Source organism: Sphingomonas sp. PL20 (assembly GCF_017875905.1).
GTDB lineage: Bacteria > Pseudomonadota > Alphaproteobacteria > Sphingomonadales > Sphingomonadaceae > Sphingomonas > Sphingomonas echinoides.
On sequence record NZ_JAGINH010000002.1, the window covers coordinates 3,417,342 to 3,441,848 of the forward strand.

The window sequence follows — 24,507 nt, forward strand, 5'->3', positions numbered from 1 at the left end:
TCTGACCCCTCATTGACATAGATAAAGAGCGTACAAGCGGGGATAGGAGATCCGAAGTCCGCGCTTCCGGCCGATTGATCCGAGGCGGTCAAGCGGCTACAATCATCCCGCACCGACGAGTTGGTGCCCAAGCGATCGGTCCTAAAAAGGGCAAGATTTCAATCGCGTGGCTTCAGGCGTGGCGCCTTGAGGAAATCGAACTGAAAGACGTATAAGAATCAGGGCTTTATCGTCGCAGTTCGAATCCCTCCCGCTCCGCCATTACCCATTGAAATAACTAATTTTTTCCAAGGTGGGCCCGCTGTCCACCATAATGTCCGCCATCGGTTCGGCGCTTGCATGGTGCCCACAATCGGGTTCGGGCTAGCCGTCGATCTGCGCGGCCCATTTATTTTGGCGATCGATTTCGATCTGCACCCGTTGCTTTTGCGGCGTGAACGAAGCCGTCCCTTGCTGAAATGCGGTCGCGAATCGGGTTGTCGCCGCCTTTGCCTTTGCGCACGGTTTGGCGAACATCGCGGGCACTTGCGCCGGACAGAATTTCGCGACCGGGTTCGCCGCCGCCCTCGCATCGTCCACTATGCCGTTAAGCCGGATGGCGTATTGGCTTCGGACAACTTCGATTTGGTTCGTGCCGACTTCGACCTGATTTGCGGCCACTGCTAGTTGGCCGCGTTGCACGCCCGACAACGAAGGCGCGGTTTCGTCACTTCTTTTGTGAGAGGCGGATATATGCATATCCATGATTAATTCTTCGCCCGAATTTTGCGTAAGTTGGCATCGCTCTCCCCACCCTTCCAGTACATATTCGCCACGGTATGCGGAAGACTGCGGGGCTCAGTGTAGGGCTATACATCGTAATTTAATTTCATAGTAATATCAATTCTATAAGAATTGCCTACACTCTCTCCCACAGTACTTGCTGGCATCCGGGATCAGTTCACCGTCTGCTGATGCTCACATTTCATCTCGCGCGGAGCGCGTGACAATTATTTCCGTGTCGGTGCGGTGGGAGACGCGTGCGATCCCGTTCAGCTCCAGCGCCGTCACGAAGCCTTCGACATCGCCCGCTGCAAATACACCGACAATATTGGTAGGCGGTGCGGGCCCGTCCGCAAAGACGATCTTGCGCGCGGAATAGCGGTTCACCTCTTTCAGCGCCTCCGCGAGCGGTTCACGGACAAAGGTCAAGCGGCCCGTCAGCCAGCTCGTCTCGCTCCCGGTGTCGACGTGCGTCACCTTCCAGCCGCGATCCGATTTCGCGACCAGGCGTGCCCCGGCTACCATATCGACACGGCGTCCGGGCCGGACCCAGCCGTTTGGCTGCTCGACCCGCACCTTTCCTTCGATCAGCGTAACGGTCAGCTTCGCCTGGTCGTCGAGCTGGACGTCAAATTCCGTCCCAACCGCGCGGATCGTCTTGCTCGCCGCTTCGACGAAAAAGGGGTGCAACCGGTCCTTGGCGACTTGAAAAAAGGCATGCCCCCGGATCAGTTGCAAGCGTCGACGGGCCCCCATTTCGACGACCCGCAGTTCGCTCTCCGCGTCGAGCGTTACCACCGAACCGTCGGTCAACGTCGCGGTGGTGCGCTGGCCGGTGCCGGTGCGGAACACCTCCCCGTCTGAACCGAACAAGGATCGCAGCGGATTGCCATAGTGCAGAAAGGTCACAGAGGAGGAGACCAGCAACAGCACCGCAGCCGCCACCGCCAGCAAAGCCTTGAAGCGCGCTGGAAGATTGTAGGCCTGAACCGCGTGTTCGCGCATTTCGAGGACGGCTGGGTCGTTGGCAATGGAATCGAGCGCATCCCAGTGTTGTTGCAGCCGCTCGAGGCGGGCTTCAGCATCTGGGTTGCGTGCGAGCCAATCCTTGAACGTCGCCCGTTCCTCCGCTGCCATGTCTCCGGCGCGCCGCGCGCTGAACCAACGCGTCGCTTCGGCCTGCAAAGTGTCGTCCAGGCGCTTGGGCACCTTCGTCACTGACTGTCCTCCATCACGTCGGACAGACGGACCAAGGCCCGGTGGATCAACTCCTTTACCGAATTTTTGGTGATACCCATCCGCACCGCGATCGTCTGGTATGTCATGTTTTCGAAGCGGTGCATGACGAAGGCGGCGCGAACGCGCGGCGGCAGGTTCGCGATGGCCTGAACGACCAGGGCATATTGTTCCCGCCCGATCGCAATGCGTTCGGGAGACATATCATCGCGAGGTTCGGCCTTGGTCCCCTCAATTACACCGGGCATCGACGGTGAACGACCGCCATCGGCGCGATAGCGGCTGATCAAGACGTTTTGTGCGACGCGGAAAAGATAGCGTTCGGCATGTTCGATTGGCTGGTTAGGCTGGGCCGTTTGCATGCGCAGAAAAACATCCTGAACAAGATCATCAATATCGGCTGCATTCACCCGCCGGGCCAGGAAGCGGCGCAAGCCCGGGCCATAGCGATTCATCCATTCCGTCAAATCATAGCTATGCAGCGGACCGGTTGCCGCCTGCATGGGATCAGCCTTTTCCGGACGGTCTCCGCTCATGCGTCCTGCTCCGCCGGACATTCCGGCATATCACAGCTGTTAGACGGTGCTTTGCTATGATCGGGGGGATCAAGCGAGACTTTTGTTGTGATCGTTACGATTCGTTGGCGGAAATATTTCGTTTTTTGAAAAGGATCCCCCCGCCCGCATCGTCGTCGCGTCTTAGGTTTACGGAAGCGGATTCGGCTCAAGTCGAAACGCAAAACAAAGGAGGGGATTATGACCTTTGGGTCGTTGCGCGTTCGTCGATCGATGTTGTGCGGAATCGCGCTGACGGGGTTGATCGTATCGACGTGTGGAAGCCCCGCCTTTGCCGAGACGCCCTATCATATCCGCCCGCAGTCTCTCGATCTCGCCTTGCGCGATTTTGGTTTGCAGAGCGGGCTGACGATCATGGCGGACGCGGCGCTGACCCGGGGCAAGACGAGCCCCGGTATCGCCGGTGCGGCAACGCCGGAAGCCGCGCTCAGCGCGATCTTGCGCGGTTCCGGCCTGACCTACCGTCGACAGGGCAAGGTCTTCGTGATCCAGCCCGCGTCGCTTGGCAGCGCGGAGGGAAACGGTCAGGCGGCCGCCCCGGTCGCTGCCGTATCGCCTGAGCCCACCCAGACCGAAACCACCGGCCAGGATATTATCGTCACCGCCCAGAAGCGGCGCGAATCCATCCAGAAAGTACCGATCGCGGTATCGGCGTTCAACGCCAAGGCCCTCGACCAGTATAAGATCGAGGGGGGTGCCGAGCTTGAACGCGCGGTGCCCAACGTCAATTTCTCCAAGAACAATTTCAGCGGCTACAATTTCTCGATCCGCGGGGTCGGCACCAAGGCCGTTTCCGTGAGCACGGATCCGGCCGTCGCGATCAGCTATAACAATACACCTTTATTGCGAAACCGGCTGTTCGAGCAGGAATATTTCGATGTCGAGCGCGTCGAAGTGCTACGCGGGCCACAAGGTACGCTCTATGGTCGCAATGCGACGGCGGGTGTCGTCAACATGCTTCCGAACAAGCCAAGCGACCGGTTCGAAGGCATGCTGAAGGGCGAGGTCGGCAATTACGATACGCGCCGCGTGAGCGGCATGATCAACGTCCCGCTGACGGATAGCTTCGCGGTGCGCGTCGCCGGTGCCTACACCAATCGTAGCGGGTTCGACTACAACACCGTGACCAACCGCGCGATCAACGGTCGAGATCTCTGGTCCTTGCGCACCACCGCGCAGTGGCGTCCCGTGGATGATTTCACGGCCAGCTTCGTCTGGGAGCATTTCGACGAGAACGACAATCGGTCTCGCACCGGCAAGCAATTGTGCCACAACGATCCCGGCCCCAGCACCGTCGGCGGGCTCGCGGTGCCGGAAGTGTCCAACGGCTTTCCCATCCGCGCCCAACTGAGCCAGGGGTGCGCGAACGGTTCGCTCTATGACGCGGGTGCCTATGGCGTGCCCAACGGGTTAAGCCTGCCCTATGTCGCTGCGGCGAGCGGCCTGGTCCAGTTGGGCTTTCTGCCGGACTTTTCCGGCCTTGCGACCTTCGCCGATCCAACCCGCGATCCCTATGCCGGGATCGTGCAATCGCGCAACCTGCGCGAAATCGCGACGAAATACGATCCGACCTTTCGCGCGCGCAACGACATCTTCCAGCTCAATCTCGAATGGGGCGTGCGTAACAACCTGAAGCTCTATTCCCAGTCGCTGTATACGAAGGATTTTTACCACTCGACGCAGGATTATAACCGCTTCAACTCGGTGCCGATCATCAACAATTCCATCGATCTGTTCAGCCTCGACACCTTTACGCCGCAGGTTAAGGGGTTCACGCCGGGCGGGATATTCAACGATCCGCAGCTTGGCCCGTCCAATACCCTGATCGCGGTCGACATGGTCAATTCGCGCAGCGAACAATGGTCGCAGGAACTGCGTTTGCAATCCTCCAACGCCGGTCCGATCAATTTCAGTCTCGGTGCCAACTATCTTCATTTCAAGATCAACGAAGACTATTACGTCTTTTCCAATTTTTTCACCGCGATCGCCCAGGGGTATTTCAACGGTCCCGTCAGCAGCGATACACCACCGCCAGCGTGTCCGGCGGGCGCGACCACCGGCTGTATCTATATCGACCCCAATCCGATCGACCGGATCAATGGGCAAGGACACAATTACTTCCGGAGCGACAATGTATACAAGGTCGATTCCTACGCGGCCTTTGGAGAGGTGTATTGGCGTGCTACGCCCACTCTCAAATTCACCGGCGGATTGCGCTATACCGATGATCGCAAGGTAACCACGCCGGTTCCCACACAATTGCTGCTCTCACCGGGCATTTCGGGCGGCGGGTATGTCAATTCAGGCTACCCGGCTCAACCCGACATTCATCAATCGTGGCGCCGTTTTACAGGACGGCTGGCGGTAGACTGGGCGCCGAAACTCGCCTTTACCGATTCCACCCTGATCTATGGATCCTATTCGCGCGGCTATAAGGCGGGTGGCTCCAATCCGCCCGGCATCAATGCCGACCCGCAATATCTTGAATTCTATCCCCAGCCGACGACCTACAAGCCGGAATACGTCAACGCCTTCGAAGTTGGCATGAAAAATACGTTCGACAATGGGCGATTGACGCTCAACGGTTCGGCGTTTTTCTATGACTATAAAGGCTATCAGATTTCTAAGATCGTCGATCGCACCGCCTTGAACGAAAATTTCAATGCGCAAACCTGGGGGGCGGAACTGGAAGCAACGTGGCGACCGGTGCGCAATCTGCAATTCAACGCCAATGTCGGCTATCTGGGGACGCGTCTGGGAAAGGGGTCGTCGTCGATCGACGTGTTTAACCGGACGCAGGGCAATCCGGATTGGACGCTGGTGCGACCGTGGGTGCAATTGACGTCGAGTTGTATCGCACCGACCTCGATCGTCAAAAACGTCGTGCAGGACCCCACCGCTCCTCCGCTGGTGCTGGCGTTGCTGTGCGGCGGGGTCGCGGGGCTCAATTTCGGGAGCTTCAAGCCCGGCGACACGCTGGCGGCGAAATATGGTGCCTATGACTTAAAGACGGCCCCCAACAATGGTCAGGGAATTGCGGCGGATGTGAGCGGGAACGAACTGCCCAACGCGCCGCACTGGACGATCAATCTCGGGGCGCAATACACGTTCGAGCGCGGCGATTGGGCGCTGACCCCGCGTGTGGATTTCTACCGGCAAGATGCAAGCTGGGCACGAATTTACAACACCGCGATCGATCGCCTGCGCGCGTGGAACAACACCAATATCTCGCTGACGCTCGACCAGCGCAAATGGGACATGACGCTGCAATTCTATGTGAAGAACCTCTTCAACGCGACGCCGATCACCGACGCATTCGTCAACAGTGACGATTCGGGTTTGACGACCAATGTGTTCACGCTCGATCCGCGGATTATCGGCGTCAACATCACCAAACGCTTCTGATCGGCACCCCTGCCGACAGCTTGGCCGCGCAGCAACACAGGCTGCGCGGCCAATTTTTTGCGCGCATGGCCGTCGAAAAAATGTGGCAGAAAAATGCGGAAAAAATGAGGAAATGCGAAAAAATCATCCCCCCGCCAGTGATGATGAAGCGTCAATGAAGATGGGGAGACATACCCCGCAAAAAATAACCATCTGCATTGAGAGGATGAACCATGAAAAAAGCGCTACGAAAGCGTTGATTTCGGCGCGCTTCAGTCTGATGCCCTTCGAAAAGAAATATTTCGCGCGCCCCTTTTTTGGGCACAGAATTGTCGATGAGATAGCGGATGCGCTTCTTCAAGACCTCCTTGGTCGGTGGGGTCGGACGATAGAAATCTTCCCGTCGGTCGCGCGCAACGGCCCCTCGCGCGACATGCGCCATATCGTGCGGTGCGATACAGGCGGTATCACAAGGCAGCGCGGGACCTGTCGCTTCAGTGTCTGCGACCACCCGAGGACCGCCTCTTGGAAGGCCAGTCTGCGACTGTCGGCGTTATCGAACACGAGGGCGGGCAGCAGCTTGCGGCTGTCGACGACGTTCTCCAGCGGACGGGCAATGTAGGAAAACCTGTGCGGGCGCGGCCGCGTGGAGAAATTCGCCAAACTTTTCCTTAAAGACGTTCTTGTCGCGTTCGTTTAGGGGCCCAAACTCGCCGTCGCTTGGGTGCGCACCTGAACATAAGCAGTGCGCGATCCGCGGGCGCAGCGCCGTGCCCTCGTTGGCCTATCGCTGAAGCACTCGTTCGAGGCACGTAATCAAGATCTCACCATCAAATGGCTTTTTCAGGCACACCTCAACGCCTGCGGCATTGGCCGACGCTTCGATCTTATCATCCAAATATGCCGAAATGAGAATGACCGGGGTGGTCGCGCCTTTAGCGCCAATCGCCTTGGCAAGCTCGATCCCGCTCATCCCCCCGGGCATCTGTATGTCGCTGACGATGCACCGCGAGCTATCGGCGCACGGTGACTCGAGGAAGGTCTCCGCGCTGTCGAACACCGCGACGCGACAACCGATACTGCGGATAAGACCATCCAGAGCCAGACGGACACCGTCGTCGTCGTCCACGATCGCGATTAGCGGCGGCTGGATCACTGCGGCGGATTTTCGACGTGCAAGAAAGCAACACCTCCCCTGGGAATTTTAAGCCTCTGCACGATTACCAGCGCTCGGTAAATCATACGCGCGCATGAGGCGTTCAACCCTTTCACGCGCATCGGGTTTCATGCACGTCGCTAGCGCAACGCATGATGCGAAGTCTCGACCCTATGCTGACGTTTCCACTCCATCGCGTGCCTCACCCGCGCCGCGATGCTGGGATGGTCGTAGAACAGCGCCTCTTCGATTGGAGCGGGAGAGCTGGCGCGGTACTCCACCGTTCGGATCAACGCTTTCGCCGCGCCATCCGGTTCGTTCGCAAGCCGCAATCCATAGCGATCCGCATCTTGCTCGATCAGACGCTGCCCCGAAAGAAGCAGCGGTGTCGCCAACAGCAAGACGGTTGCAAAAACCAGATGGGCGAGGGGTATGGCACTCGGATCCTGGATCATCGGCGTTTGACGATGCCCGTTCAGCCGGGGCAATCGCAGAACACGATGTACGAGCCAAAGGTCGGCCGTCACGATCATCGCCAAGAAGATCGACAAGATCAGCAGGTGGTTATGCACATAATGGCCGATCTCATGAGCGACCACCGCTCGAACCTGAGACAGGTCCACTTTCCCCTGCAGCATCGTATCGCTGAGTTCGATCGTCGCGAAGCCCGGCCCCCCGACAACGGTTGCGGAATAGGCGTTCGATCGCTTCGAAGCATCAATGACCACGATGCGCTCCGCTGGAATGCCGGCCATATGTGCCAGCTGTTCGACGCCAATCCGGATCGGCCCAGCAGGCGCGGGACGCACTTGGTTGAGCACTCCGCCGAGCAGTACCGGCATGACGACGATCGCGAACACGGCGAGCACGGCAACGACAAGCCCGGACCATGCCCACCACCGATCGCCGCTACGCCGCATCAGCGCGTAGATAGCGATTGCGGCAAGCCCAAGCAGAAGCGCCGTTACAAGCGTCGATATAAGATACTGTACCAGCCAGTCGGACAGTGTCTGATTGGACAGGCCATAGGAATGCTCGCGTATCCAGTTCACGTAAAAGGACCACGGCATGCTGACGATGCTGGTCACCCCGATGAAAACCGCGATGCTGACGAAGGCTGTCAGGTTTGGCCGCGGTCGACCGCGTTGTATCCTGTCACGCAGACCGACCAGCAGCCGCGAGCGAAGGAGCATGACGTCGATACCCACCGTCAGCAGCCAGCCCCAAAGCATGATCCAGTGTGTGCCATGCGTGTAGGCAATCGCTTGCGCTTCGCGTGCCGGGTCGATCATCTGAAGATAGTGGGCGGTCGCACCGGCAGCATCGAAGGTTTGCATTGTAAAGCTTATGACTCGCCCACCTCCTGAGGATAAGTATACCGACGTATGGTGGGGCTCGCGGAGGCACGTGAGCCCGAGCGTCGAACCGAAAGGACGCGGAGCATTACAAATTCGCTCGTCGATAGACGCTGAAGATCGGGCAGAAGCGCGGACTATCCTTGAGTATAGGTCCCGTTGACGCGATCACGGAGGGAGGCCACGGTTTGATAGTGATGCCCGCTTCCAAAACCGCCCCGAGTTCAGATGCTCCCGCGATCTTCATTGTCGATGACGATGACGGGCTGCGCATTGGCCTGGACGCTTTGTTCCGGTCGGTTGGGTACAAGACGCACCAATTCGGCTCGGCCGCGGAATTCATGGAATCGGGCTTTACGAAAAGTGCGGGATGCCTCGTGCTCGACGTGCGACTTCCCGGCCTGAGCGGCCTCGACTTTCAGGAGAAACTCGGCGCGGCGGGCATTACGATGCCGGTCATCCTGATGACGGGCCATGGGGATATCCCGATGAGTGTACGCGGCATGAAAGCCGGTGCCGTCGACTTCCTCGCGAAGCCCTTCCGCGAGCAGGACATGCTCGACGCGGTCGCTACAGCGCTCGCTCGCGACGCCGCGGAGCGTGATGAACGCCGCCAGGACGAGGACCTGCGGGCACGCGCCGACACGCTCAGCGCGCGCGAAAAGGAGGTCATGGTCCGCGTCGCCAAGGGCAAGATGAACAAGCAGATTGCGTTCGATCTTGGCCTCAGTGAAATCACCGTCAAAATTCATCGCGGCAATGCCATGCGGAAATTGGGGGCAAAGACGCTCGCCGACTTCATCACGATGATCAACGCGCTCGGGCTCGGCACCTAAGCGTTCCGACGGCAACCAGACACCGGGCAGACCCCGGGCAGACCCCGGGCAGACCCCGGGCGACCTCCTACCGTTCCGTCACCGCCGTCTCGCGCGCCTCCCGTCGATAGCGCGCGGGCGTCGTCCCGAACCGTCGCCTGAACGCGGCGCCGAGCGCGCTTTCGGAGCCATAACCGCTCGCGGCTGCGATGCCGCCGATCGACATGCTGTCCGTCCGGAGACGGCTTGCCGCGAGTTGCAGCCGCCAGTCGGCGGCATAGGCCATCGGCGTGGAGCCGACGCGCCTCGTGAAGAGCTCCGCAAAGCTCGAGCGCGACATCCCGGCTTCACCGGCAAGATCGCCGACGGTCCAGTTTCGTGCAGGGTCGCGGTGAACTGCGCCGATCGCGCGCGCGAGCCGTGGATCGGCAAGCGCGCTCAGCCAGCCCGCGAGGTGCGCGCCGCCAGACGCGTAATAGCTGCGGAGGATCAGGATCACGACCAACTGCGCGAGATGGTCCGACAGCAGCGATTGCCCTGGGCTTTCGGACTCGAGTTCGCGAACCAGCGCCTGCAGCGCCCAGCGCAAATCCGCACTTCCGGCGGTGTCGGCGCGGACGAGGAGCACCGGCGGAAGCTGTTCCAAGAGAAACGGCCCGCTGACCCCGTCGAGTTCGATCTGACCGCCGACGAGGAAGGTCCCCTCGCCGCTGCCAATCGTCGCCACGCCGTCGATCGCCGCCTCGAAGACGCCTCCGGCCTTGGTCGGAGGAAGACCGGGACTGCTCGAAAGCATATAGGGCCCGCTATCGACGAGCAGGAATCCGTCGCCTTCGGACAGGCTCACCGGAGCCTCGAGCGCATCGGTGGCAAGCCAGCACTGCCCTTTCACGACTGCGTTAAATTTGGGATTTTCGGGTGCCGGCAGAATCAGCGACCAGTCGCCTCCGGCGCGCAACCGCCCCGAAACGCTGCCTTTGGCGCGCACCAGCGACAGGACGGCGGATAGGACATCGACCATGGACGCTCCCTACAGAAAGTCGGACGCCATGCGCTTGAGGATCCGACGGTGCTTTCCGATAATGGGTGCCTATCAAGAGGGCAATCATGCAGAGACAATCTCCCATCGCGTCGCCATTCGACGCTTTCGCGACATCGCGCGATGTGCTGCGCGACATCGACCTTACCGGCCGCACCGCCATCGTCACCGGTGGCTATTCGGGCCTCGGGCTGGAAATGACCCGATCGCTCGCGCGCGTCGGCGCACGCGTGATCGTGCCCGTCCGATCGCTCGAGAAGGCGCAGGCGGCGCTCGCGGGTCTGGGCACTGTCGAAATTGCACGCGTCGAACTCACCGATCCCGCCACGATCGACCGGTTTGCCGATGGGGTCCTTCAAACCGGCCGTCCGCTCGACATCCTGATCCATAGCGCCGGCATCATGGCCCCGCCGCTCGACCGCGACGCGGCCGGCAATGAGAGTCAGTTGGCCGTCAATCACCTCGCCCCGTTCCGCTTGACCGACCGGCTCGCCCCAGCGCTTCGCGCGGCCGATGCCGCGCGGGTTGTCACTATGTCATCGCGCGCGCATCGCATCGCCGGTGTCGATTTTGACGATCCCAACTTCCAGACGCGCGACTACGGGCCCTGGGTTGCCTATGGCCAATCGAAGACGGCCAACGCGCTGTTCGCGCTCGAACTCGATCGACGCGCGCGCGGATCGGGCATCCGCGCCTATTCGGTGCATCCGGGATCGATCCTGACCGATCTCGCACGGTATCTCACGCCCGAACAGATTAGCGCGTTCGGCGCGTTCAATGACGACGGGAGCGTGCGGGTCGATCCGCTGAACGATCTCAAGACCATCGAGCAAGGTGCCGCGACGGCCTTGTGGTGCGCGACCAGCCCGCTGCTGGCCGATCTGGGCGGCGTTTACTGCGAGGATTGCAACGTTGCCCCGCTGCGCCGCCCCGACGACGCCCGCAAGGACGGTGTCCGCGAATGGGCCGCCGATCCCGATGCGGCGATACGCCTGTGGGAGCTTAGCGAGGCGCTCATTGGCCGAAAGACGACCGGCTGGTGACTCGCCAGTCGAGCAGCGTACCGACTATACGCTGGTATAGTCACGAACGGTCGCGCCTTGTCCTAAGCGTGTCAACATGAAGACACGGCAAGCCAGGCATCGCGCAAGCCGACCACGGCGGTTCAGAAGCGCTATCTCGTCATTGCCGACGAGGGCGGACGCGTGGTTCAAGTCCAGGCACAATAATTGAGAGATCGGACGTCGCCCTTGCCCACGCTCAGCCTCATGTCGGTATCGAAGCAATACGGGCGCAAACACGTGCTGCGGGATATCGATCACAGCTTCACGACCGGTCTGACCCTCCTCGTCGGGCCGAGCGGCGCAGGCAAGTCGACTTTGCTTCGCCTCATCGCCACCGCCGAGCGTCCGACGCGCGGCACGATCAGCTGGAATGAAGCGGCGCTGCCCAAAGCCCGGCGGACGCTTCGCGCCCAGCTTGGCTACGCACCGCAGGCGGTCGATCTCCCTGAGGAACTCACCGGGCGCGAGTTCGGGCTGCACATGGCCGCGCTGAAGGGGCTCGATCGAAGCTCGAGCAACGGGCAGTTGAGCCATCTGGGCGACGCGCTCGGCCTTGGAGCCGACATGGACCGCCGGATCGCGACATATTCCGGCGGAATGCGCCGCCGCCTGGTCCTGGTTCAGGCGATGCTCGGCGCGCCGCGTCTGCTCGCGCTCGACGAACCGACCGCAGAGCTGGACGGCCAAAGCATCGCGCGGGTCGTCGGCCTGATCCGCGAGCGCGCGGAGTCCGCGGTCGTGATCATGACGACCCATCTGGCGGAAGGACTGGCGGACGGATCGGTCGCCACGCTGCATGTCGAGGATGGCCAGGTCCGCGCGCTATGACTGCGTTCGCCGCGACGCGCGCCTGTTTCTCGGACGATCTGTTGCGCTACCGGCGGAGCTGGGGGCTGTGGGTCATTCTGCTCATCGTGCCAGTCGGCGCGCGCTACCTGGTCGATGGGTCGGCGGTGCACATTGCGCTCGATCAACATTTGCTGATCATGACCTGGGGGACCGTCGGGGTCACTATAGGCGTGGTCGCCTCGACGATGCTGCTTCCTATCGCGTTCCTCTACCTGCGCTCGAACGTCACGCGACGCCGCGCGTGGCAAGTCGAGGACGTCGCGCCGTCTTCGCGTCTGGCGATGGTGCTCGGGCACTTCGCTGCGGATCTCATCGTTCTCCTGGCTGCGCTTGCCTTTGCCACGGTCGCGGGCTGGATCCTCGCCTGGCATGCCGGGCAGGGATCCGCCGATGCAGTTCAGCTCGCCGTCGCGACCTGGCTTATTGCGGGTCCAAGCCTGGTCTGCCTGGTCGCGATCCGCCATCTCCTCAACGCGCTTCCGCTGACTCGCGGCGCGCTTGGCGACGTCGTGGCGTTCTTCTGCTGGATGGCGCTGCTGGCAATGCCCGCCGCAGTCGCGGGGCGTCCCTCCGGCTTCGCGGTCAACATGTACGATCCTGGCGGGTACATTCGACCGATCGTTGGGCGCGCGGCGCTGCAGGACAGGGCGTTCGCGGTCGGGGGCGGCCCGGTCCTGCCCGGCCGCGTCGCGCTTGACGCTGGTGCCGGGCTCGATGCGCCGGGCTATGTCGCATCGCGGTTTGCGTGGCTTTCGATCGGCTTGGGTCTCGTCCTGCTTGCCGGGCTGATCGATCAGCCGGCCCGATTGGGCCGACGGCGCGTGCGCGCACACGCCGTGGCCGCCTGGCTATCGGCCAAGCGGCCCGTCCGTGCGAGCGCGGCGCCGGCGAAGCGGGCCCGATCGGCCCGATCAGCGGTCATCGCGGCAGAATTCCGGCTGATCGGACGCGGCGTTGCGTTCCCGATCCTTGCCGTTGCCGCAGCGGCGCTTGGACTGTTCCACGATTTCCGTCACATCGGCAGCCCGGCCGGCCTGTTGGTGCTCGTCTTCGCACTCAGTGCGCAGGCTGGACGAAGCGAAGCAAAGGGCCTGCTGCATCTGACATCGACGACGCTGACCTCGCCTGCGGTCCGCCGGGCGGCGTTCGTTGCCGCTGGTACCGGATGGGCGATGCTGATCGCGTTGCCCGGCGCGGTCATGGCGCTTTCTCCCGCTCCACTTTGGCTCGCGGGTGCGACGGGTGCCGGAACTGCGGTGATCGCAGCAGCGCTTGCGGCGCTGGCGCGCTCGGCGGCGGCACCGCGGATGGTGCTGCTGATCGCATGGTATGCCTACTTCGCCGCGTGACGCTGTGCGGTACCGAAAGGCGAGCCTATGCGACGATATCCATCACCGAAGGAAACCTTGATGCGCCCCTTTCTCTTATCCGCTTCGATCGCGGTAGCATGTGCCGCAGCGGCACCGCCCGCCGGCGCGTCGAGCGACGCGGCATGGCGCGAATTCAACACGCGCGTGACGCGCGCCTGTGTCGCGGCGAGCGGCATCCGCAACTACCGCGCCTCGACGATCGTCGGGTTCAACGACGAAGCGGGCAAGGTCGCGATGCTCGTGACCGATCGAACCAGAGGATCGAACCACTCCAAGCTCTGCCTCTATGACAAGCGCGCACGGCGGGCGTTCGTCGATGATGCGGAAATGTGGAACGCGCCGCCGCAACCGCGCTGATCCGCACGCGGGCGCGCCCTAAGCGGAAATGGCGCGCTCCACGCAAAGCGCGAGATCGTCGCCGTCGAAGGGCTTTTTCAGCGTGCAATAGGCACCCGCGCGCTCCGCCTGTTCGCGCGATTCCGCGACCGTGAAGGCCGAGATCAGGATCACCGGAACCGCGCTGCCCGTGCTCCGCACGTGGGACAGAAGCTCGAGACCGGTCATACCGGGCATCTGGACGTCGCTGACAATGCATTCGCTGTCTCGCGCGGCGTCCGAGGCCAGAAATCCTTCCGCGCTTTCGAATAAGGCGACGCGGTAGCCCATGCTCCGTATCAACCCATCGAGCGAAGAGCGGATGCCCGCGTCATCATCGACGATTGATATAAGCGGTTCGTTAGCCAACCTCGTCGTCCTTCAAAACCAGGGCGTCCTTGGCCCTACATCTTCTCATCACACGCCCAGGGACTAGAGCGATATTATACGTAGGGCTGACCGATATGAACCTGGGACGACTCCCTGGTGCGAAACCGGCGCGCGGCGTCGTCGCTCTCGGATCGGCATCCCGGTCTCTGCGGACGCCATAGGTGCTACCCCCCTGCCGCGACCGACCTGTCGCCGACGGAATGGGCAGCGCCGGAATTCGGTTCGCATACCCCGCTCTCATCGATCCGCGAGGCGACCGTTCTGCGCCGCTCGGTCAACGCGATGTTCGCCATCTACCGAACCGTCCCGCAGCCGCGTAACACCGAAGTCGGATCACCACGCGCGGCGCGAAAGCTACGCGATTCCACGGCTCCATACAAAGCAACTCAAACGTACGTATGATCCGATTAAATCTTGGTTTCGCCGCGAGATACCGCAGAAAGCGCGCCACGCCGCACGCCTCGGCCTAGTGAGCGAGCGACGGCGGGTGGCACGCCCGCCAGAGCGTGGAGGACAGCATGAGCACGATCACGACCAAGGATGGCACCAACATCTTCTACCGCGACTGGGGTTCGGGCCAGCCGATCACCTTCTCGCATGGCTGGCCGCTGTCGAGCGACGCCTGGGACCGGCAGATGATGTTCTTCGGCGACCACGGTTTCCGCGTCATCGCACACGATCGCCGCGGCCATGGTCGGTCGGACCAGACGTGGGACGGCAACACGATGGACCAATATGCCGACGATCTGGCCGAGCTGATCGAACAGCTCGATCTCAAGGATATCGTCATGATCGGGCATTCGACCGGTGGCGGCGAGGTCGCACGCTATATCGGCCGCCATGGCACGGCACGCGTGCAAAAGGCCGTGCTGCTGAGCGCGGTCCCGCCGATCATGCTCAAGAGCGACGCCAATCCAGAAGGAACGCCGCTTGAGGTGTTCGACAGCATCCGCGTCGGCACGCTTGCCGACCGTGCGAGCTTTTTCAAGGAGCTTGCGCAGCCGTTCTACGGCTTCAATCGCGAGGGCGCGAAGCAGGCTCCGGGTCTGATCGACACGTTCGAGCTCCAAGGCGTGATGGCGGGCGTCAAGGCGGCCTATGACTGCATCCGCGAGTTCTCCGAGACCGATTTCAGCGAAGATCTCAAGAAGATGGACGTGCCGACGCTCGTCGCGCACGGCGAAGACGACCAGATCGTCCCGATCGCCGCTGCGGCCTACAAGACGATCAAGCTCGTCCCCAATGGTGTGCTGAAGACCTATCCAGGCGGCAGCCACGGCATCGCCCAGTTGAACCCGGAGCAGTTCAACCAGGACGTGCTGGACTTCATCAAGGGCTGACCCCTACGCCGCCGACTGTCAGCCGTCGGCGGCGCTTTTTCCACGTGCGGAGCACATCGCGATCCCCCAGACACACGTCGGTGACGGTTTCGTGCCCCCCCCGGACGCTGGTCCGTCAGGAGACCCTCTTGCTGATCCCTTTCATTATCGCAGCCTTCATTTTCCGCTTCGCGATGCTCGCGGTATCGATCCGTAACGAGAAGGCGCTCCGCCATAACGGCGCGGTCGAATATGGCGCGCGCAATTCGAGCCTGCTCGCCGCGGCGCATGTCGCTTTCTATGTCTTCCCGACCATCGAAGGCGTCTGGCGCTCGGCACCGTTCGATGGCGTGAGCGCGACCGGGTTGGTGCTCTATCTGTTTGGGGCCGCGATGTTGCTGGTGGTGGCGCACCGCCTTGGCCGCTTCTGGACCGTGAAGCTCTTGATCGCCCGCGATCACGCGCTCGTGACGACGCCGCTTTTCCGCTTCGTTCGACACCCGAACTATTATCTGAATATCATTCCGGAGTTGATCGGCTTCGCGCTGACGCTGCATGCTTATGACACGCTGGCGATCGGCCTGCCGATCTACCTCGTCCCGCTCGTCATCCGGATCACGCTGGAGGAACGGACGATGCGCGATCGCTTTTCGGAGTACTGAAACCCGTTCGATCGACGGCATACGCGCGAAGACGTAGCATCCCCTCTGTCGGGGTCACGTATGGCCACGTCGCGGCTTGAGCGGCCTGAAGGATCAGCAGAGATGCGTGTAGGTTTTGTGGAATGGCCGGATGGTCTGCTGCCCGAGGGTCGCGATTGGGAAGCGATCGGCACCGAAATCGCCGAGGCTTCAATCGACCTGCTCGTCACCAACGAACTCCCCTTCGGCGATTGGATTGCTGCTGCGGCATCGTTTGACCGCGACACGGCGGCAGCAAGCATCGCGGTGCACGAGGCGGGTATCGCAGCACTCGCGCGCTTTCAGGTCGGCGCCGTCTTGACGTCCCGGCCTGTCTGGTTCGGGGAAAAGCTTGCCAACGAGGCCGTTCATATTGCCGACGGCGTGGCGCGGGCCGTACACCGAAAACGATATTTTCCGTCGGAACCGGGATGGTATGAAGGCCAGTGGTATGCGCCTGGGAACGGTTTCCGATTAGCTGGGATCAACGATGCCAAAGTTGGCGTGCTGCTGTGCACCGACGTCATGTTCAACGAACATGCCCGGGCATATGGTCGCGACGGTGCGGACCTGATCGTCGTGCCACGAGCAACCGGGCGCGAGGTCGAGCCATGGCTGACGGCGGGCGCTATGTCCGCATTGGTCAGCGGTGCCTATGTCGTCAGTTCCAATCGTGTCGGTCGGCAGGGCGCAGGGCCCGACTTTGGCGGTGTCGGCTTCGCTTACGCCCCGGGCGGGGCGTTGCTCGCCACCACCTCCCCTTCCAACCGGCTTGGCATAATCGAGGTCGATCTCGCATTGGGGAAACGCGCCAAGCAAGCCTATCCAGTCTATGTGGACGCCCCTATCTGACGAAGGAACCGCCGCTCAGGCGAGCGCGGCAGCGCCGGAGGTCAGCGGCAGCTTGATCTGAAAGCGCGTTCCGCCTCCTGCGGGCGACGTGGCGGATATCACCCCGCCATGCGCACGCACGATCGTCCTGGCGATCGACAGCCCCATGCCCATGCCGTCCGACTTGGTCGAATAAAAGGCATCGAACACCTGCTCGCATGCGGCGCTCCCGATACCTGGCCCCGTATCGCTGACGTCGATCACCACCGTGTCCGCCGCCTGCGCGACGTCGATCGCAATGTCCCGCTGCCCATTTTCGATCGCCGCCATCGCCTGCGCGGCATTGACGATCAGGTTGATGATGACCTGCTGCAACTGGACGCGATCACCGACGATCTCGGGAAGATCGCTGTCATATCGGGTCGACAGCGTTGCCCCCAGCGACGACACCTGACGCTGCGTGATTTCAACCGCATCGTCGATCATTTCGGGGATCGTCAAGGCGGCACGAGTCTCTTCGCCCTTGATCGCCATTTTCCGCGTCCGCGCGATCACCTCCGACGCACGGGCACCTTCGCTGATCATCCGTCCGAGCGCGGCAAGCGCTTCCCCGATATCGGGTTCGGGACGCCGCAGCCACCGCACCGCGGCGTTGCCGTTGGCGAGGATCGCCGCGAGCGGCTGGTTCACCTCATGCGCGATCGACGCCATCAGCTCGCCGAGCGTCGCAACACGGGCGGCATGCGCAAGATGCGCCTGGACGCGCGCGAGTTCCTGCTCCTTGCTGATGCGTGCGCTGATGTCGACGATCCCGACAATCACCAGCACCTGCTCGTCGCGCTGCTTGGGGAAGGCGCAGCTCAGCAGGACATCCACGAGCGTGCCATCCTCACGCCGCATGACCGTCTCGGCCTCGAAGCTTTCGTCCCCGCTGAGATACGCGATGAGATTGCGGTTCCACACCGGCAAACCGACGTCGGGGACCCATTGCCCCAGCGGTCGCCCCAGCGCCGCGGAGCGCTCGACCCTGAACATCGCGCAAGCCTTGGCGTTGAGATCGACCACCGGCGTCCTATCGAGCGTCCGCCGCACGATCGCGATATCCGACGCGGCCAGTCTGGCGATCTCGCATGGGTCCGACGAAAGCGCCGCGAACATCGCGCGCATTTCCGTGAGGTCGATCTCCCAGAATCCGACTGCCGTGCCGTCGAAGATGCTGTGGAAGCGGCTCTGTTCGCGCGACAGGTCGAAGACCAGTGTATGGAACCCTTCAAAGCCATTCGATCCGATCCGTGGAACGTACCGGATCGCCGCATCGCGCCAGCCACCCGAGCGGTGTGGCACGGTCGCTTCGAAGGAGACCTGCTCGCCGCGCGCGACGCGGTCGAGAAACGGCTGCCGCTGGAGATACGCTTCGGGGCCCAGAAATTCGCGCATATGGAGACCGATCAGGCATTCGGCGGACCGCCCGTACCATGCCAGATGATGGTCGTTCGCATAGCGGCACACATGATCGGCGTCGAAGAACGAGATCAACGCGGGGATCGCGTCGGTCGTCACCTGGAGACTTTCGTCATCCCAGCGCAAAGTTTTACTGCCCATGCGAATACACGCGTTGGCGACGGACTGTATCGCAGTCTCTCAAACGCAAGCGGATCGGGAGACTGGCAAGACCGCGTATTTCCCGATGCGGCTTATGATCAACCATGGGCTGCGTCCCGCTTCCCAAATTCAGAGGCGTATCGGTCTGGCTACCAAGGCTTTGCACGCGAGTCACTTCATAGAAAGACGAAGTCGGTTTCATGAGTCGATCGACGGTTGATGCAGCGGAAAACCGCTATGGTCCGCGCGCACGACTTCGACCGCTCCGAACTGCACCTCGGTGATGAACAATTCTGCATCGTGCCGCGCGAAGGCGACGTTCGTCGGGCGATCTCCGTTCGTCCGTATCGAAGGAAGCGCAGCACCTGCGGAATCGAGGACGGCCACCCGCCCTTCCCCATAGACCGCGCAATACAACCGCCCAGCGGAGTCGAACGCCATGCCGTCAGGCCCGCAGAAACGATCGATCGGGGCTTGCCGCTCCAGCTGCGCAAATGGCGTGGCCGCACCGCCGTCCGGCTGGCGATAAATAACGCCCGTCAGCGTTTCATTATAATACAGCGCATCGTCGGGACCGAAGGCGATCCCATTCGCAAAGCGCAACCCCGTCGCCAGACGTCGGACAACCGACGCCTTGCGCGGGTCGATCTGAAAGACGCGACCGTCATACCGCGCACTGGCAAAATCAGGCCGGATGACGAGCCCCTGGATAAGCTCGGTCGGCGTCATCCCGGAATCGGTCATGTACACCATGCCGTCGGGACCGAAAGCCAGGTCATTCGGAAACAGGAACGGACCATGGTCATCCCCCGCGATGGTCGCAAGCACCTCCCCCTTGGGCGAAAGCCGTACGAGCGAATTGTCGGTTCCACCCGCCACCCAGATGCATCCATCGCCATCGACGGCGAGCCCGGTTGGGCGGCCGCCGGGACGCGCAAAAGGCACGGGACCCAAAGTCCGATCGAGGCGCGTGACGCATTCCCGCGCTTCTCCCATTTCCACCAGGAGGATCGTGCCATCGGATAGAACCATGGGGCCCTCTGGCTGGTCCAGACCCTCGACGAGGACGCGATTAGGAAGCCGTTGTTCGAGAGACGCCATCACCGGCCTACCCAATCGATCATCGTCTGGCGAAGGCACACACAAGTCACTCATTAGGTCTCCGGTGGAACCATCGGAAACCTAACGAGTTTGCGCGCGTCGGCCTTGAACGGATTTGTTCGAATTTGTCTCCATTTGTCGATCTGCGGGCTATCGTTCGATGCGGATGACGACCGGGGTGATCGTCGATGTCGCGTGCCACCTGTTCGCAACGTTTCGCTATACGTCGGTATAAGTCGCGGGCACGATCGCGATTTGTCACTTTGCGCCCGTGCCGGCGCGCTCACGCCCGGCGGACAAGGAGCGCATCATGCCTGCTAAATTCACCGGAAAATGCGCCTGCGGGTCGGTCAGGTTCGAATTCACGACCGACCCCGCCTTCATCGCGGACTGCTACTGCCTAGATTGCCAGAAATCGTCGGGTGGCGTGATGGCCAGCTATTTCTCGGTCCCGGAAGATGATTTCGTGTTGCTCAGCGGCGATCCCAAGGGATTCTCGTACGTTGCCGATACCGGCAACACGCTGACCCGCCGATTTTGTCCCGAGTGTGGGGCGAGGGTCTTCACCGATCAGCTGCAAGGCTTTCCCAGCACGATCTTCCTCATGCTCGGGGCGCTCGACCATCCCGATGAGATTGCGCCGCCAATGATGGAGATCTTCACCAAGCGCCGCTTGGCCTGGACCAAGGCGTTGGACGTGCCCCAGCATCTTGCGCGTCCCGACATGGACTGACACCGCGCCCAAGGTCGGGCGCACGCCGTTGAGGCGCGCGCCCGATACGGCAAGGTCTTACTGGCCGATATGCTCCCGGATACCGTCGCTGATCTGTTGCAGCGCCGCCTCGGTCGAGGGCACGTGACGCAGGCCGTTGAGCAGCACGAAATCGTGGATCGTGCCGTTGTAGCGGACCGCGGTCACCACATTGCCAGCGTCCTTGAGCTTGCGCGCATAGGCCTCGCCCTCGTCACGCAGCGGATCGTTCTCGGCCGTGATCACCAGCGCTGGCGGCAGGCTTTTGAGGTCGTCCAGGCTCGCGCGCAGCGGCGAGACATAAGGATTGTCGCGCGTCTTGGCGTCGGGCGCATAGCGGTCCCAGCCATATTTCATGAAAGCGCGCGCGAGGAAGCGATCGTTGGCGAACTTGATATAGCTTTCGGTATCGACGCTGGCATCGGTCGCCGGGATCAGCAGCACCTGATAGCGGATCTTCGGCCCCTTGCGGTCCTTCGCCATCAGCGCGAGCGCCGCGGTCATGTTGCCGCCGACCGAATTGCCCGCAACCGCGATCCGGCCGCCGTCAGCGCCGAGCTCGCCGGCATGTTTGGCGACCCATTCGAGTGCCGCATAGGATTGATCGAGCTGAGTCGGGAACTTCGCCTGGGGCAGCGGGGTATATTCGACGAACACGCCGATCTGGCCCGAACCGACCACCATGTCGCGCAGCAGCCGCTTATGATTGGCGAAATTGCCGACGATCCAGACGCCGCCATGGATGAAGAGGATCACGCCGGGCTTACCCGTCACGTGCTCGGGCTTCATGACGAAGAGCTTCACCGACCGGCCGTCCTCGACGATCGTCTGTTCGGAGATGGTGACGCCCGACATGTCGACCGGAGTCGCGTTCTGCAGCCCGGTGATCACATCCTGCGGCTGCGGCTGCGGCAATTCCCACAGCGGCGTCGGGCTCGGGTTCTTGTTGACCTCGACCAGGAAGGCGCGAACCGCCGGATCGAGATTGGGGTCGGTCGCGACGTCCTGCGCGAAGGCTTGCTGGCTCATCAAACTGGCTCCGATAATGAAGGTGGCTGCGGCTGAACGTTTCATCGATTGCACTCCCCTGAACGTGCTGGTCGAACGCTGACCAATGGCGATTTTGAAGGCGGCGCAGGTCTTCCCCTCCGCCTACGTTGAAGATCGCCGATCTCGCATCAGACCGAAATTATGCGCGCGGCGTTCGGATCATCCGTGAGTATGGTGCGAGGGTCGGCGGCGTTCGATGCCGTCAGGCGAACTGCTCCAGGATCGGTAGCTTGCGGATGCGCTTTCCCGTCAGGCGGAAGATCGCATTGCAGATCGCGGGTGCCACATTGGGTGCCCCGCCCTCGCCGACCCCATCCATCTCGCCCGATTCCTGAAGCTCGGTGTGGAAGATCGGCGCTTCGGCGAGGCGCACCATGCGGTAGTCGTGGAAGTTGCTCTCCTGAACGCGCCCCGCGTCGATCGAGACGCGGCCGTAGAGCGCCGCCGTCAGGCCCCAGATCGCCGCCCCCTCGAGCTGGGCGATAACCGCGTCGCGATTGATCACCTTGCCGGGATTGGACACCGTCCAGAGCCGCTCGACTGCGAGCCGCCCGTCGCGGATCGATACCTGCGCGACCTGTGCGGTCAGGCAGTCGTCGCGCTTGTGGCTGATCGACAGGCCCATCGCCGATCCACCGCCCGTGCCGGGCCACCCCGAAATCTCGACCACGCGGTTGAGCGCGGCGAGCTCGCGCGGGGCATCCCGCAACATCTCGCGGCGCATCGCGACCGGGTCCGCGCCGATCTCGTGCGCGACCTCATCGACAAAGCTCTCGATCGCGAACACCGTGTGCGACGCGCCGACCGAGCGCCACATCCCCGTCGGCACATGCGTTTCGCTGCGCACCCAGCGCGTCTCGCGATTCGCGAAACCGTAGGGCGACTGGATCGCATCGGTCACGACCTCGTCATAGGTCTTCATCGCGGCCGGATACATGCGCGGCAGGATCGAGGGGGTCGCCTGCTTGTGGACATAGGTGTCGATCCGGCCGCCCGTGATGCCTGCGGACAGCTCGGACATGCCGGCGGGACGGTAGAAATCGTGTCGGACATCCTCCTCACGCGTCCAGATGACCTTGATCGGCAAGCCCTTGAACACATTGGCGATCAGCACCGCTTGCTCGACGACGTCGGTTTCCTGGCGCCGTCCCATGCCGCCACCGGCGATGACCGGGTGACAGGTCACCGCTTCCTTCGGCATACCGAGCAAAGCGGCGACGGTGTCGCGCGCCTTTTGCGGTTGTTGCGAGCCGATCCAGAAATCGCACGTCGCGCCGCTCACCAGCGCAACGCAGGACATCGGCTCCATCGTCGTATGCGCGAGATAGGGCACTTCATAGCGCTGGGTGATGACCTTCTCGGCGTCCTTGAGCCCGGCCCGCCCCTTGCCCCGCACATCTTCCGCCACGACGCCCGGCGTCGCCAGGTCGCGCGCGAACTGGGCGCTGATCACGGCATCGTCGACATGGTCGTGTGGCGTCGCCTGCCACACCGGAGCGAGCAGCTCGAGCGCACGGCGGGCGGTCCACCAGCGATCCGCGACGACCGCCAGCCCGTTCGGCAGATCGACCACGCCCTTCACGCCGGGCAGCTTCAACACCGCAGCGCGGCTATCGGAGAGCAGCTTGCCGCCGAACACCGGCGCGGTGACGACCGCTGCGCTCAACATGCCGGGCATTTTGAGATCGATCGCATAGAGCGCCGATCCATCGACCTTCTGCGGCAGATCGAGGCGGACCATCCGCTTCGTCGCGTAGCGCGGACGCGTGTCGGTGCGCTCGATCAGTACCGTCGGCTCGGGCAGCCGCGCGGCATAAGCCGCCAGTTCGCCGTAGCGAAGACGCTGACCGGCGGGGCCGACAACGACGCCGTTCTCGGTGGTCACCTGCGCCACCTCGACGTTCCAGCGCCGCGCCGCCGCCTGGATCAGCATCGTGCGCGCGGTCGCGCCGGCCTTGGTGAAGCCCGCGTGGAACTCGGACACCCCGGTGCTCGAGCCGGTAAGCTGCGAGAAGAAGCGCGGATTGTTGTATTTCGGGTCGACCGGGGCGAGCTCGATGCGGATCCGGCTCCACTCGGCGTCCATCGCGTCGCCGACCAGCATGGCATAAGCGGTCGCGGTTCCCTGCCCGATCTCGGCTACCGGCGACGTCAGGATGATCTCGTCGTCCGGCGCCAGCTGCAGAAAATGCGTCGTCAGCACATCCGAGCCGGTCCCGCTCTTTGCGGGCGTCGTGAAGCTGAGCAGATATGCGCCCGGAACGGCCGCCAGTGCGGCCGCGACGAAACCCCGTCGCGAGGGAGCGAGCACGCTCATGCCGCCTTCGCCGCAGCGCCGCGCGCCTCATCGAGCGCGGCGCGGACGCGCGAATGCGTTCCGCAGCGGCAGATATTGGTCATCGAGGCGAGGAGCTCGTCATCGCTCGGATGTGCATTGGCCGCGAGCATTGCAGCCGCCGCCATGATCATGCCCGATTGGCAATAGCCGCATTGCGGGACCTGATGCTTGAGCCACAGCGTCTGGACGGGATGCAGCCCCTTGGTGCCTAGCCCTTCGATCGTTGTGACCTTGCGTCCCGCGACTTCGCCGACCGGCAGCATGCAGCAGCGCTTGGCCTCGCCATCGACATGCACCGTGCACGCGCCGCATTGCGTGATGCCGCAGCCATATTTGGTGCCGGTCAGGCCAAGCTCCTCGCGCAGCACCCATAGCAATGGCGTTTCCGGGTCGACCGCGACAGACGCGCGCTGCCCGTTCACCTCGAAGTCCACCATCTCGCCGTCCCTCCGCCACGCGGACGAA

The 24,507-nt window shown here is 62.5% G+C and carries 23 protein-coding genes; 10 read left to right on the forward strand and 13 right to left on the reverse strand.

Annotated features, from left to right (window positions below; translation table 11 throughout):
* Positions 1 to 363 precede the first annotated feature (363 nt).
* From H4W01_RS16080 to H4W01_RS16090, 3 genes are all read right to left on the reverse strand, one after another.
* A complete protein-coding gene (locus H4W01_RS16080; protein WP_209612332.1) occupies positions 364 to 744 on the reverse strand; it encodes a hypothetical protein in 381 nt (126 codons plus the stop codon).
* Positions 745 to 957: 213 nt separating this feature from the next.
* Positions 958 to 1,980, reverse strand: coding sequence for a FecR family protein (locus tag H4W01_RS16085; RefSeq protein WP_209612334.1), 1,023 nt, complete (start codon positions 1,978 to 1,980; stop codon positions 958 to 960).
* Entirely contained in the window at positions 1,977 to 2,534 is a 558-nt protein-coding gene (locus H4W01_RS16090) for an RNA polymerase sigma factor (RefSeq protein WP_209612336.1), read from the reverse strand. The genes H4W01_RS16085 and H4W01_RS16090 overlap by 4 nt, the downstream gene beginning before the upstream one ends.
* 219 nt (positions 2,535 to 2,753) lie before the next feature.
* Here H4W01_RS16090 and H4W01_RS16095 point away from each other — a divergent pair, with 219 nt between their 5' ends.
* Positions 2,754 to 5,978: a TonB-dependent receptor domain-containing protein gene (locus H4W01_RS16095; RefSeq protein WP_209612338.1), complete on the forward strand. Its 3,225-nt coding sequence runs from the start codon at positions 2,754 to 2,756 to the stop codon at positions 5,976 to 5,978.
* A 151-nt stretch (positions 5,979 to 6,129) separates the two neighbouring features.
* On the opposite strand, the gene H4W01_RS16100 is transcribed toward H4W01_RS16095, so the two are convergent.
* From H4W01_RS16100 to H4W01_RS16110, 3 genes are all read right to left on the reverse strand, one after another.
* Positions 6,130 to 6,468, reverse strand: a complete 339-nt coding sequence (locus H4W01_RS16100; protein ID WP_209612340.1) for a hypothetical protein — start codon at positions 6,466 to 6,468, stop codon at positions 6,130 to 6,132.
* Positions 6,469 to 6,741: 273 nt separating this feature from the next.
* A complete protein-coding gene (locus H4W01_RS16105) occupies positions 6,742 to 7,113 on the reverse strand; it encodes a response regulator transcription factor (RefSeq protein ID WP_209612343.1) in 372 nt (123 codons plus the stop codon).
* Positions 7,114 to 7,253: 140 nt separating this feature from the next.
* On the reverse strand, positions 7,254 to 8,450 hold the full coding sequence (locus H4W01_RS16110; RefSeq protein ID WP_209612345.1) for a M48 family metalloprotease: 1,197 nt from the start codon (positions 8,448 to 8,450) through the stop codon (positions 7,254 to 7,256).
* 215 nt (positions 8,451 to 8,665) lie between these two features.
* On the opposite strand from H4W01_RS16110, the gene H4W01_RS16115 reads away from it, so the two are divergent.
* Entirely contained in the window at positions 8,666 to 9,304 is a 639-nt protein-coding gene (locus tag H4W01_RS16115) for a response regulator transcription factor (RefSeq protein WP_209612347.1), read from the forward strand.
* 67 nt (positions 9,305 to 9,371) lie between these two features.
* Here H4W01_RS16115 and H4W01_RS16120 read toward each other — a convergent pair whose 3' ends face one another.
* Positions 9,372 to 10,304: an AraC family transcriptional regulator gene (locus H4W01_RS16120; RefSeq protein ID WP_209612349.1), complete on the reverse strand. Its 933-nt coding sequence runs from the start codon at positions 10,302 to 10,304 to the stop codon at positions 9,372 to 9,374.
* Positions 10,305 to 10,390: 86 nt separating this feature from the next.
* On the opposite strand from H4W01_RS16120, the gene H4W01_RS16125 reads away from it, so the two are divergent.
* From H4W01_RS16125 to H4W01_RS16140, 4 genes are all read left to right on the forward strand, one after another.
* The gene (locus H4W01_RS16125; RefSeq protein ID WP_334685313.1) at positions 10,391 to 11,365 is read left to right on the forward strand and encodes an SDR family NAD(P)-dependent oxidoreductase; all 975 of its coding nucleotides are present in this window, start codon (positions 10,391 to 10,393) and stop codon (positions 11,363 to 11,365) included.
* 225 nt (positions 11,366 to 11,590) lie between these two features.
* A complete protein-coding gene (locus tag H4W01_RS16130; protein ID WP_209612351.1) occupies positions 11,591 to 12,214 on the forward strand; it encodes an ATP-binding cassette domain-containing protein in 624 nt (207 codons plus the stop codon).
* Positions 12,211 to 13,584, forward strand: coding sequence for a hypothetical protein (locus H4W01_RS16135; RefSeq protein ID WP_209612354.1), 1,374 nt, complete (start codon positions 12,211 to 12,213; stop codon positions 13,582 to 13,584). Before H4W01_RS16130 ends, H4W01_RS16135 begins: the two co-directional genes overlap by 4 nt.
* Positions 13,585 to 13,644: 60 nt before the next feature.
* The gene (locus tag H4W01_RS16140) at positions 13,645 to 13,962 is read left to right on the forward strand and encodes a hypothetical protein (protein ID WP_209612356.1); all 318 of its coding nucleotides are present in this window, start codon (positions 13,645 to 13,647) and stop codon (positions 13,960 to 13,962) included.
* A gap of 18 nt (positions 13,963 to 13,980) precedes the next feature.
* On the opposite strand, the gene H4W01_RS16145 is transcribed toward H4W01_RS16140, so the two are convergent.
* Positions 13,981 to 14,349, reverse strand: coding sequence for a response regulator transcription factor (locus H4W01_RS16145; RefSeq protein WP_209612358.1), 369 nt, complete (start codon positions 14,347 to 14,349; stop codon positions 13,981 to 13,983).
* A gap of 539 nt (positions 14,350 to 14,888) precedes the next feature.
* Here H4W01_RS16145 and H4W01_RS16150 point away from each other — a divergent pair.
* From H4W01_RS16150 to H4W01_RS16160, 3 genes are all read left to right on the forward strand, one after another.
* A complete protein-coding gene (locus H4W01_RS16150) occupies positions 14,889 to 15,710 on the forward strand; it encodes an alpha/beta fold hydrolase (protein ID WP_209612360.1) in 822 nt (273 codons plus the stop codon).
* A 128-nt stretch (positions 15,711 to 15,838) separates the two neighbouring features.
* Complete coding sequence (locus H4W01_RS16155; RefSeq protein WP_209612363.1) at positions 15,839 to 16,351, forward strand: isoprenylcysteine carboxyl methyltransferase family protein; 513 nt, start codon at positions 15,839 to 15,841, stop codon at positions 16,349 to 16,351.
* Positions 16,352 to 16,453: 102 nt separating this feature from the next.
* Complete coding sequence (locus tag H4W01_RS16160) at positions 16,454 to 17,221, forward strand: carbon-nitrogen hydrolase family protein (RefSeq protein WP_209612365.1); 768 nt, start codon at positions 16,454 to 16,456, stop codon at positions 17,219 to 17,221.
* Between the two features lie 15 nt (positions 17,222 to 17,236).
* Here the strand turns inward: H4W01_RS16160 and H4W01_RS16165 are convergent, their stop codons facing one another.
* Both H4W01_RS16165 and H4W01_RS16170 read right to left on the reverse strand, forming a co-directional pair.
* Positions 17,237 to 18,802 (reverse strand): PAS domain-containing sensor histidine kinase, encoded by a 1,566-nt coding sequence (locus H4W01_RS16165; protein ID WP_209612368.1) that lies wholly within the window; start codon positions 18,800 to 18,802, stop codon positions 17,237 to 17,239.
* A gap of 198 nt (positions 18,803 to 19,000) precedes the next feature.
* Positions 19,001 to 19,834, reverse strand: coding sequence for an SMP-30/gluconolactonase/LRE family protein (locus tag H4W01_RS16170; protein WP_209612370.1), 834 nt, complete (start codon positions 19,832 to 19,834; stop codon positions 19,001 to 19,003).
* 379 nt (positions 19,835 to 20,213) lie between these two features.
* Between H4W01_RS16170 and H4W01_RS16175 the strand changes: the two genes are divergently transcribed.
* Complete coding sequence (locus tag H4W01_RS16175) at positions 20,214 to 20,636, forward strand: GFA family protein (protein WP_209612372.1); 423 nt, start codon at positions 20,214 to 20,216, stop codon at positions 20,634 to 20,636.
* A 57-nt stretch (positions 20,637 to 20,693) separates the two neighbouring features.
* Here H4W01_RS16175 and H4W01_RS16180 read toward each other — a convergent pair whose 3' ends face one another.
* The 3 genes from H4W01_RS16180 to H4W01_RS16190 form a co-directional block, all read right to left on the reverse strand.
* Positions 20,694 to 21,728: an alpha/beta hydrolase gene (locus H4W01_RS16180; RefSeq protein ID WP_209612374.1), complete on the reverse strand. Its 1,035-nt coding sequence runs from the start codon at positions 21,726 to 21,728 to the stop codon at positions 20,694 to 20,696.
* Between the two features lie 178 nt (positions 21,729 to 21,906).
* Positions 21,907 to 24,021 carry a xanthine dehydrogenase family protein molybdopterin-binding subunit gene (locus H4W01_RS16185; RefSeq protein ID WP_209612376.1) on the reverse strand — a complete coding sequence of 705 codons (2,115 nt, stop codon included), beginning with the start codon at positions 24,019 to 24,021 and terminating at the stop codon, positions 21,907 to 21,909.
* A complete protein-coding gene (locus H4W01_RS16190) occupies positions 24,018 to 24,479 on the reverse strand; it encodes a (2Fe-2S)-binding protein (RefSeq protein ID WP_209612378.1) in 462 nt (153 codons plus the stop codon). Before H4W01_RS16190 ends, H4W01_RS16185 begins: the two co-directional genes overlap by 4 nt.
* Positions 24,480 to 24,507: the final 28 nt, after the last annotated feature.

Excerpts from the sequence above, each read along its gene's own strand:
- H4W01_RS16080 (WP_209612332.1), bottom strand. The coding sequence starts at position 744 with ATGGATATGCATATATCCGCCTCTCACAAAAGAAGTGACGAAACCGCG.
- H4W01_RS16090 (WP_209612336.1), bottom strand. The coding sequence starts at position 2,534 with ATGAGCGGAGACCGTCCGGAAAAGGCTGATCCCATGCAGGCGGCAACC.
- H4W01_RS16095 (WP_209612338.1), top strand. The coding sequence starts at position 2,754 with ATGACCTTTGGGTCGTTGCGCGTTCGTCGATCGATGTTGTGCGGAATC.
- H4W01_RS16110 (WP_209612345.1), bottom strand. The coding sequence starts at position 8,450 with ATGCAAACCTTCGATGCTGCCGGTGCGACCGCCCACTATCTTCAGATG.
- H4W01_RS16115 (WP_209612347.1), top strand. The coding sequence starts at position 8,666 with ATGCCCGCTTCCAAAACCGCCCCGAGTTCAGATGCTCCCGCGATCTTC.
- H4W01_RS16120 (WP_209612349.1), bottom strand. The coding sequence starts at position 10,304 with ATGGTCGATGTCCTATCCGCCGTCCTGTCGCTGGTGCGCGCCAAAGGC.
- H4W01_RS16125 (WP_334685313.1), top strand. The coding sequence starts at position 10,391 with ATGCAGAGACAATCTCCCATCGCGTCGCCATTCGACGCTTTCGCGACA.
- H4W01_RS16130 (WP_209612351.1), top strand. The coding sequence starts at position 11,591 with ATGTCGGTATCGAAGCAATACGGGCGCAAACACGTGCTGCGGGATATC.
- H4W01_RS16135 (WP_209612354.1), top strand. The coding sequence starts at position 12,211 with ATGACTGCGTTCGCCGCGACGCGCGCCTGTTTCTCGGACGATCTGTTG.
- H4W01_RS16140 (WP_209612356.1), top strand. The coding sequence starts at position 13,645 with ATGCGCCCCTTTCTCTTATCCGCTTCGATCGCGGTAGCATGTGCCGCA.
- H4W01_RS16150 (WP_209612360.1), top strand. The coding sequence starts at position 14,889 with ATGAGCACGATCACGACCAAGGATGGCACCAACATCTTCTACCGCGAC.
- H4W01_RS16160 (WP_209612365.1), top strand. The coding sequence starts at position 16,454 with ATGCGTGTAGGTTTTGTGGAATGGCCGGATGGTCTGCTGCCCGAGGGT.
- H4W01_RS16165 (WP_209612368.1), bottom strand. The coding sequence starts at position 18,802 with ATGGGCAGTAAAACTTTGCGCTGGGATGACGAAAGTCTCCAGGTGACG.
- H4W01_RS16170 (WP_209612370.1), bottom strand. The coding sequence starts at position 19,834 with ATGGTTCTATCCGATGGCACGATCCTCCTGGTGGAAATGGGAGAAGCG.
- H4W01_RS16175 (WP_209612372.1), top strand. The coding sequence starts at position 20,214 with ATGCCTGCTAAATTCACCGGAAAATGCGCCTGCGGGTCGGTCAGGTTC.
- H4W01_RS16180 (WP_209612374.1), bottom strand. The coding sequence starts at position 21,728 with ATGAAACGTTCAGCCGCAGCCACCTTCATTATCGGAGCCAGTTTGATG.
- H4W01_RS16185 (WP_209612376.1), bottom strand. The coding sequence starts at position 24,021 with ATGAGCGTGCTCGCTCCCTCGCGACGGGGTTTCGTCGCGGCCGCACTG.
- H4W01_RS16190 (WP_209612378.1), bottom strand. The coding sequence starts at position 24,479 with ATGGTGGACTTCGAGGTGAACGGGCAGCGCGCGTCTGTCGCGGTCGAC.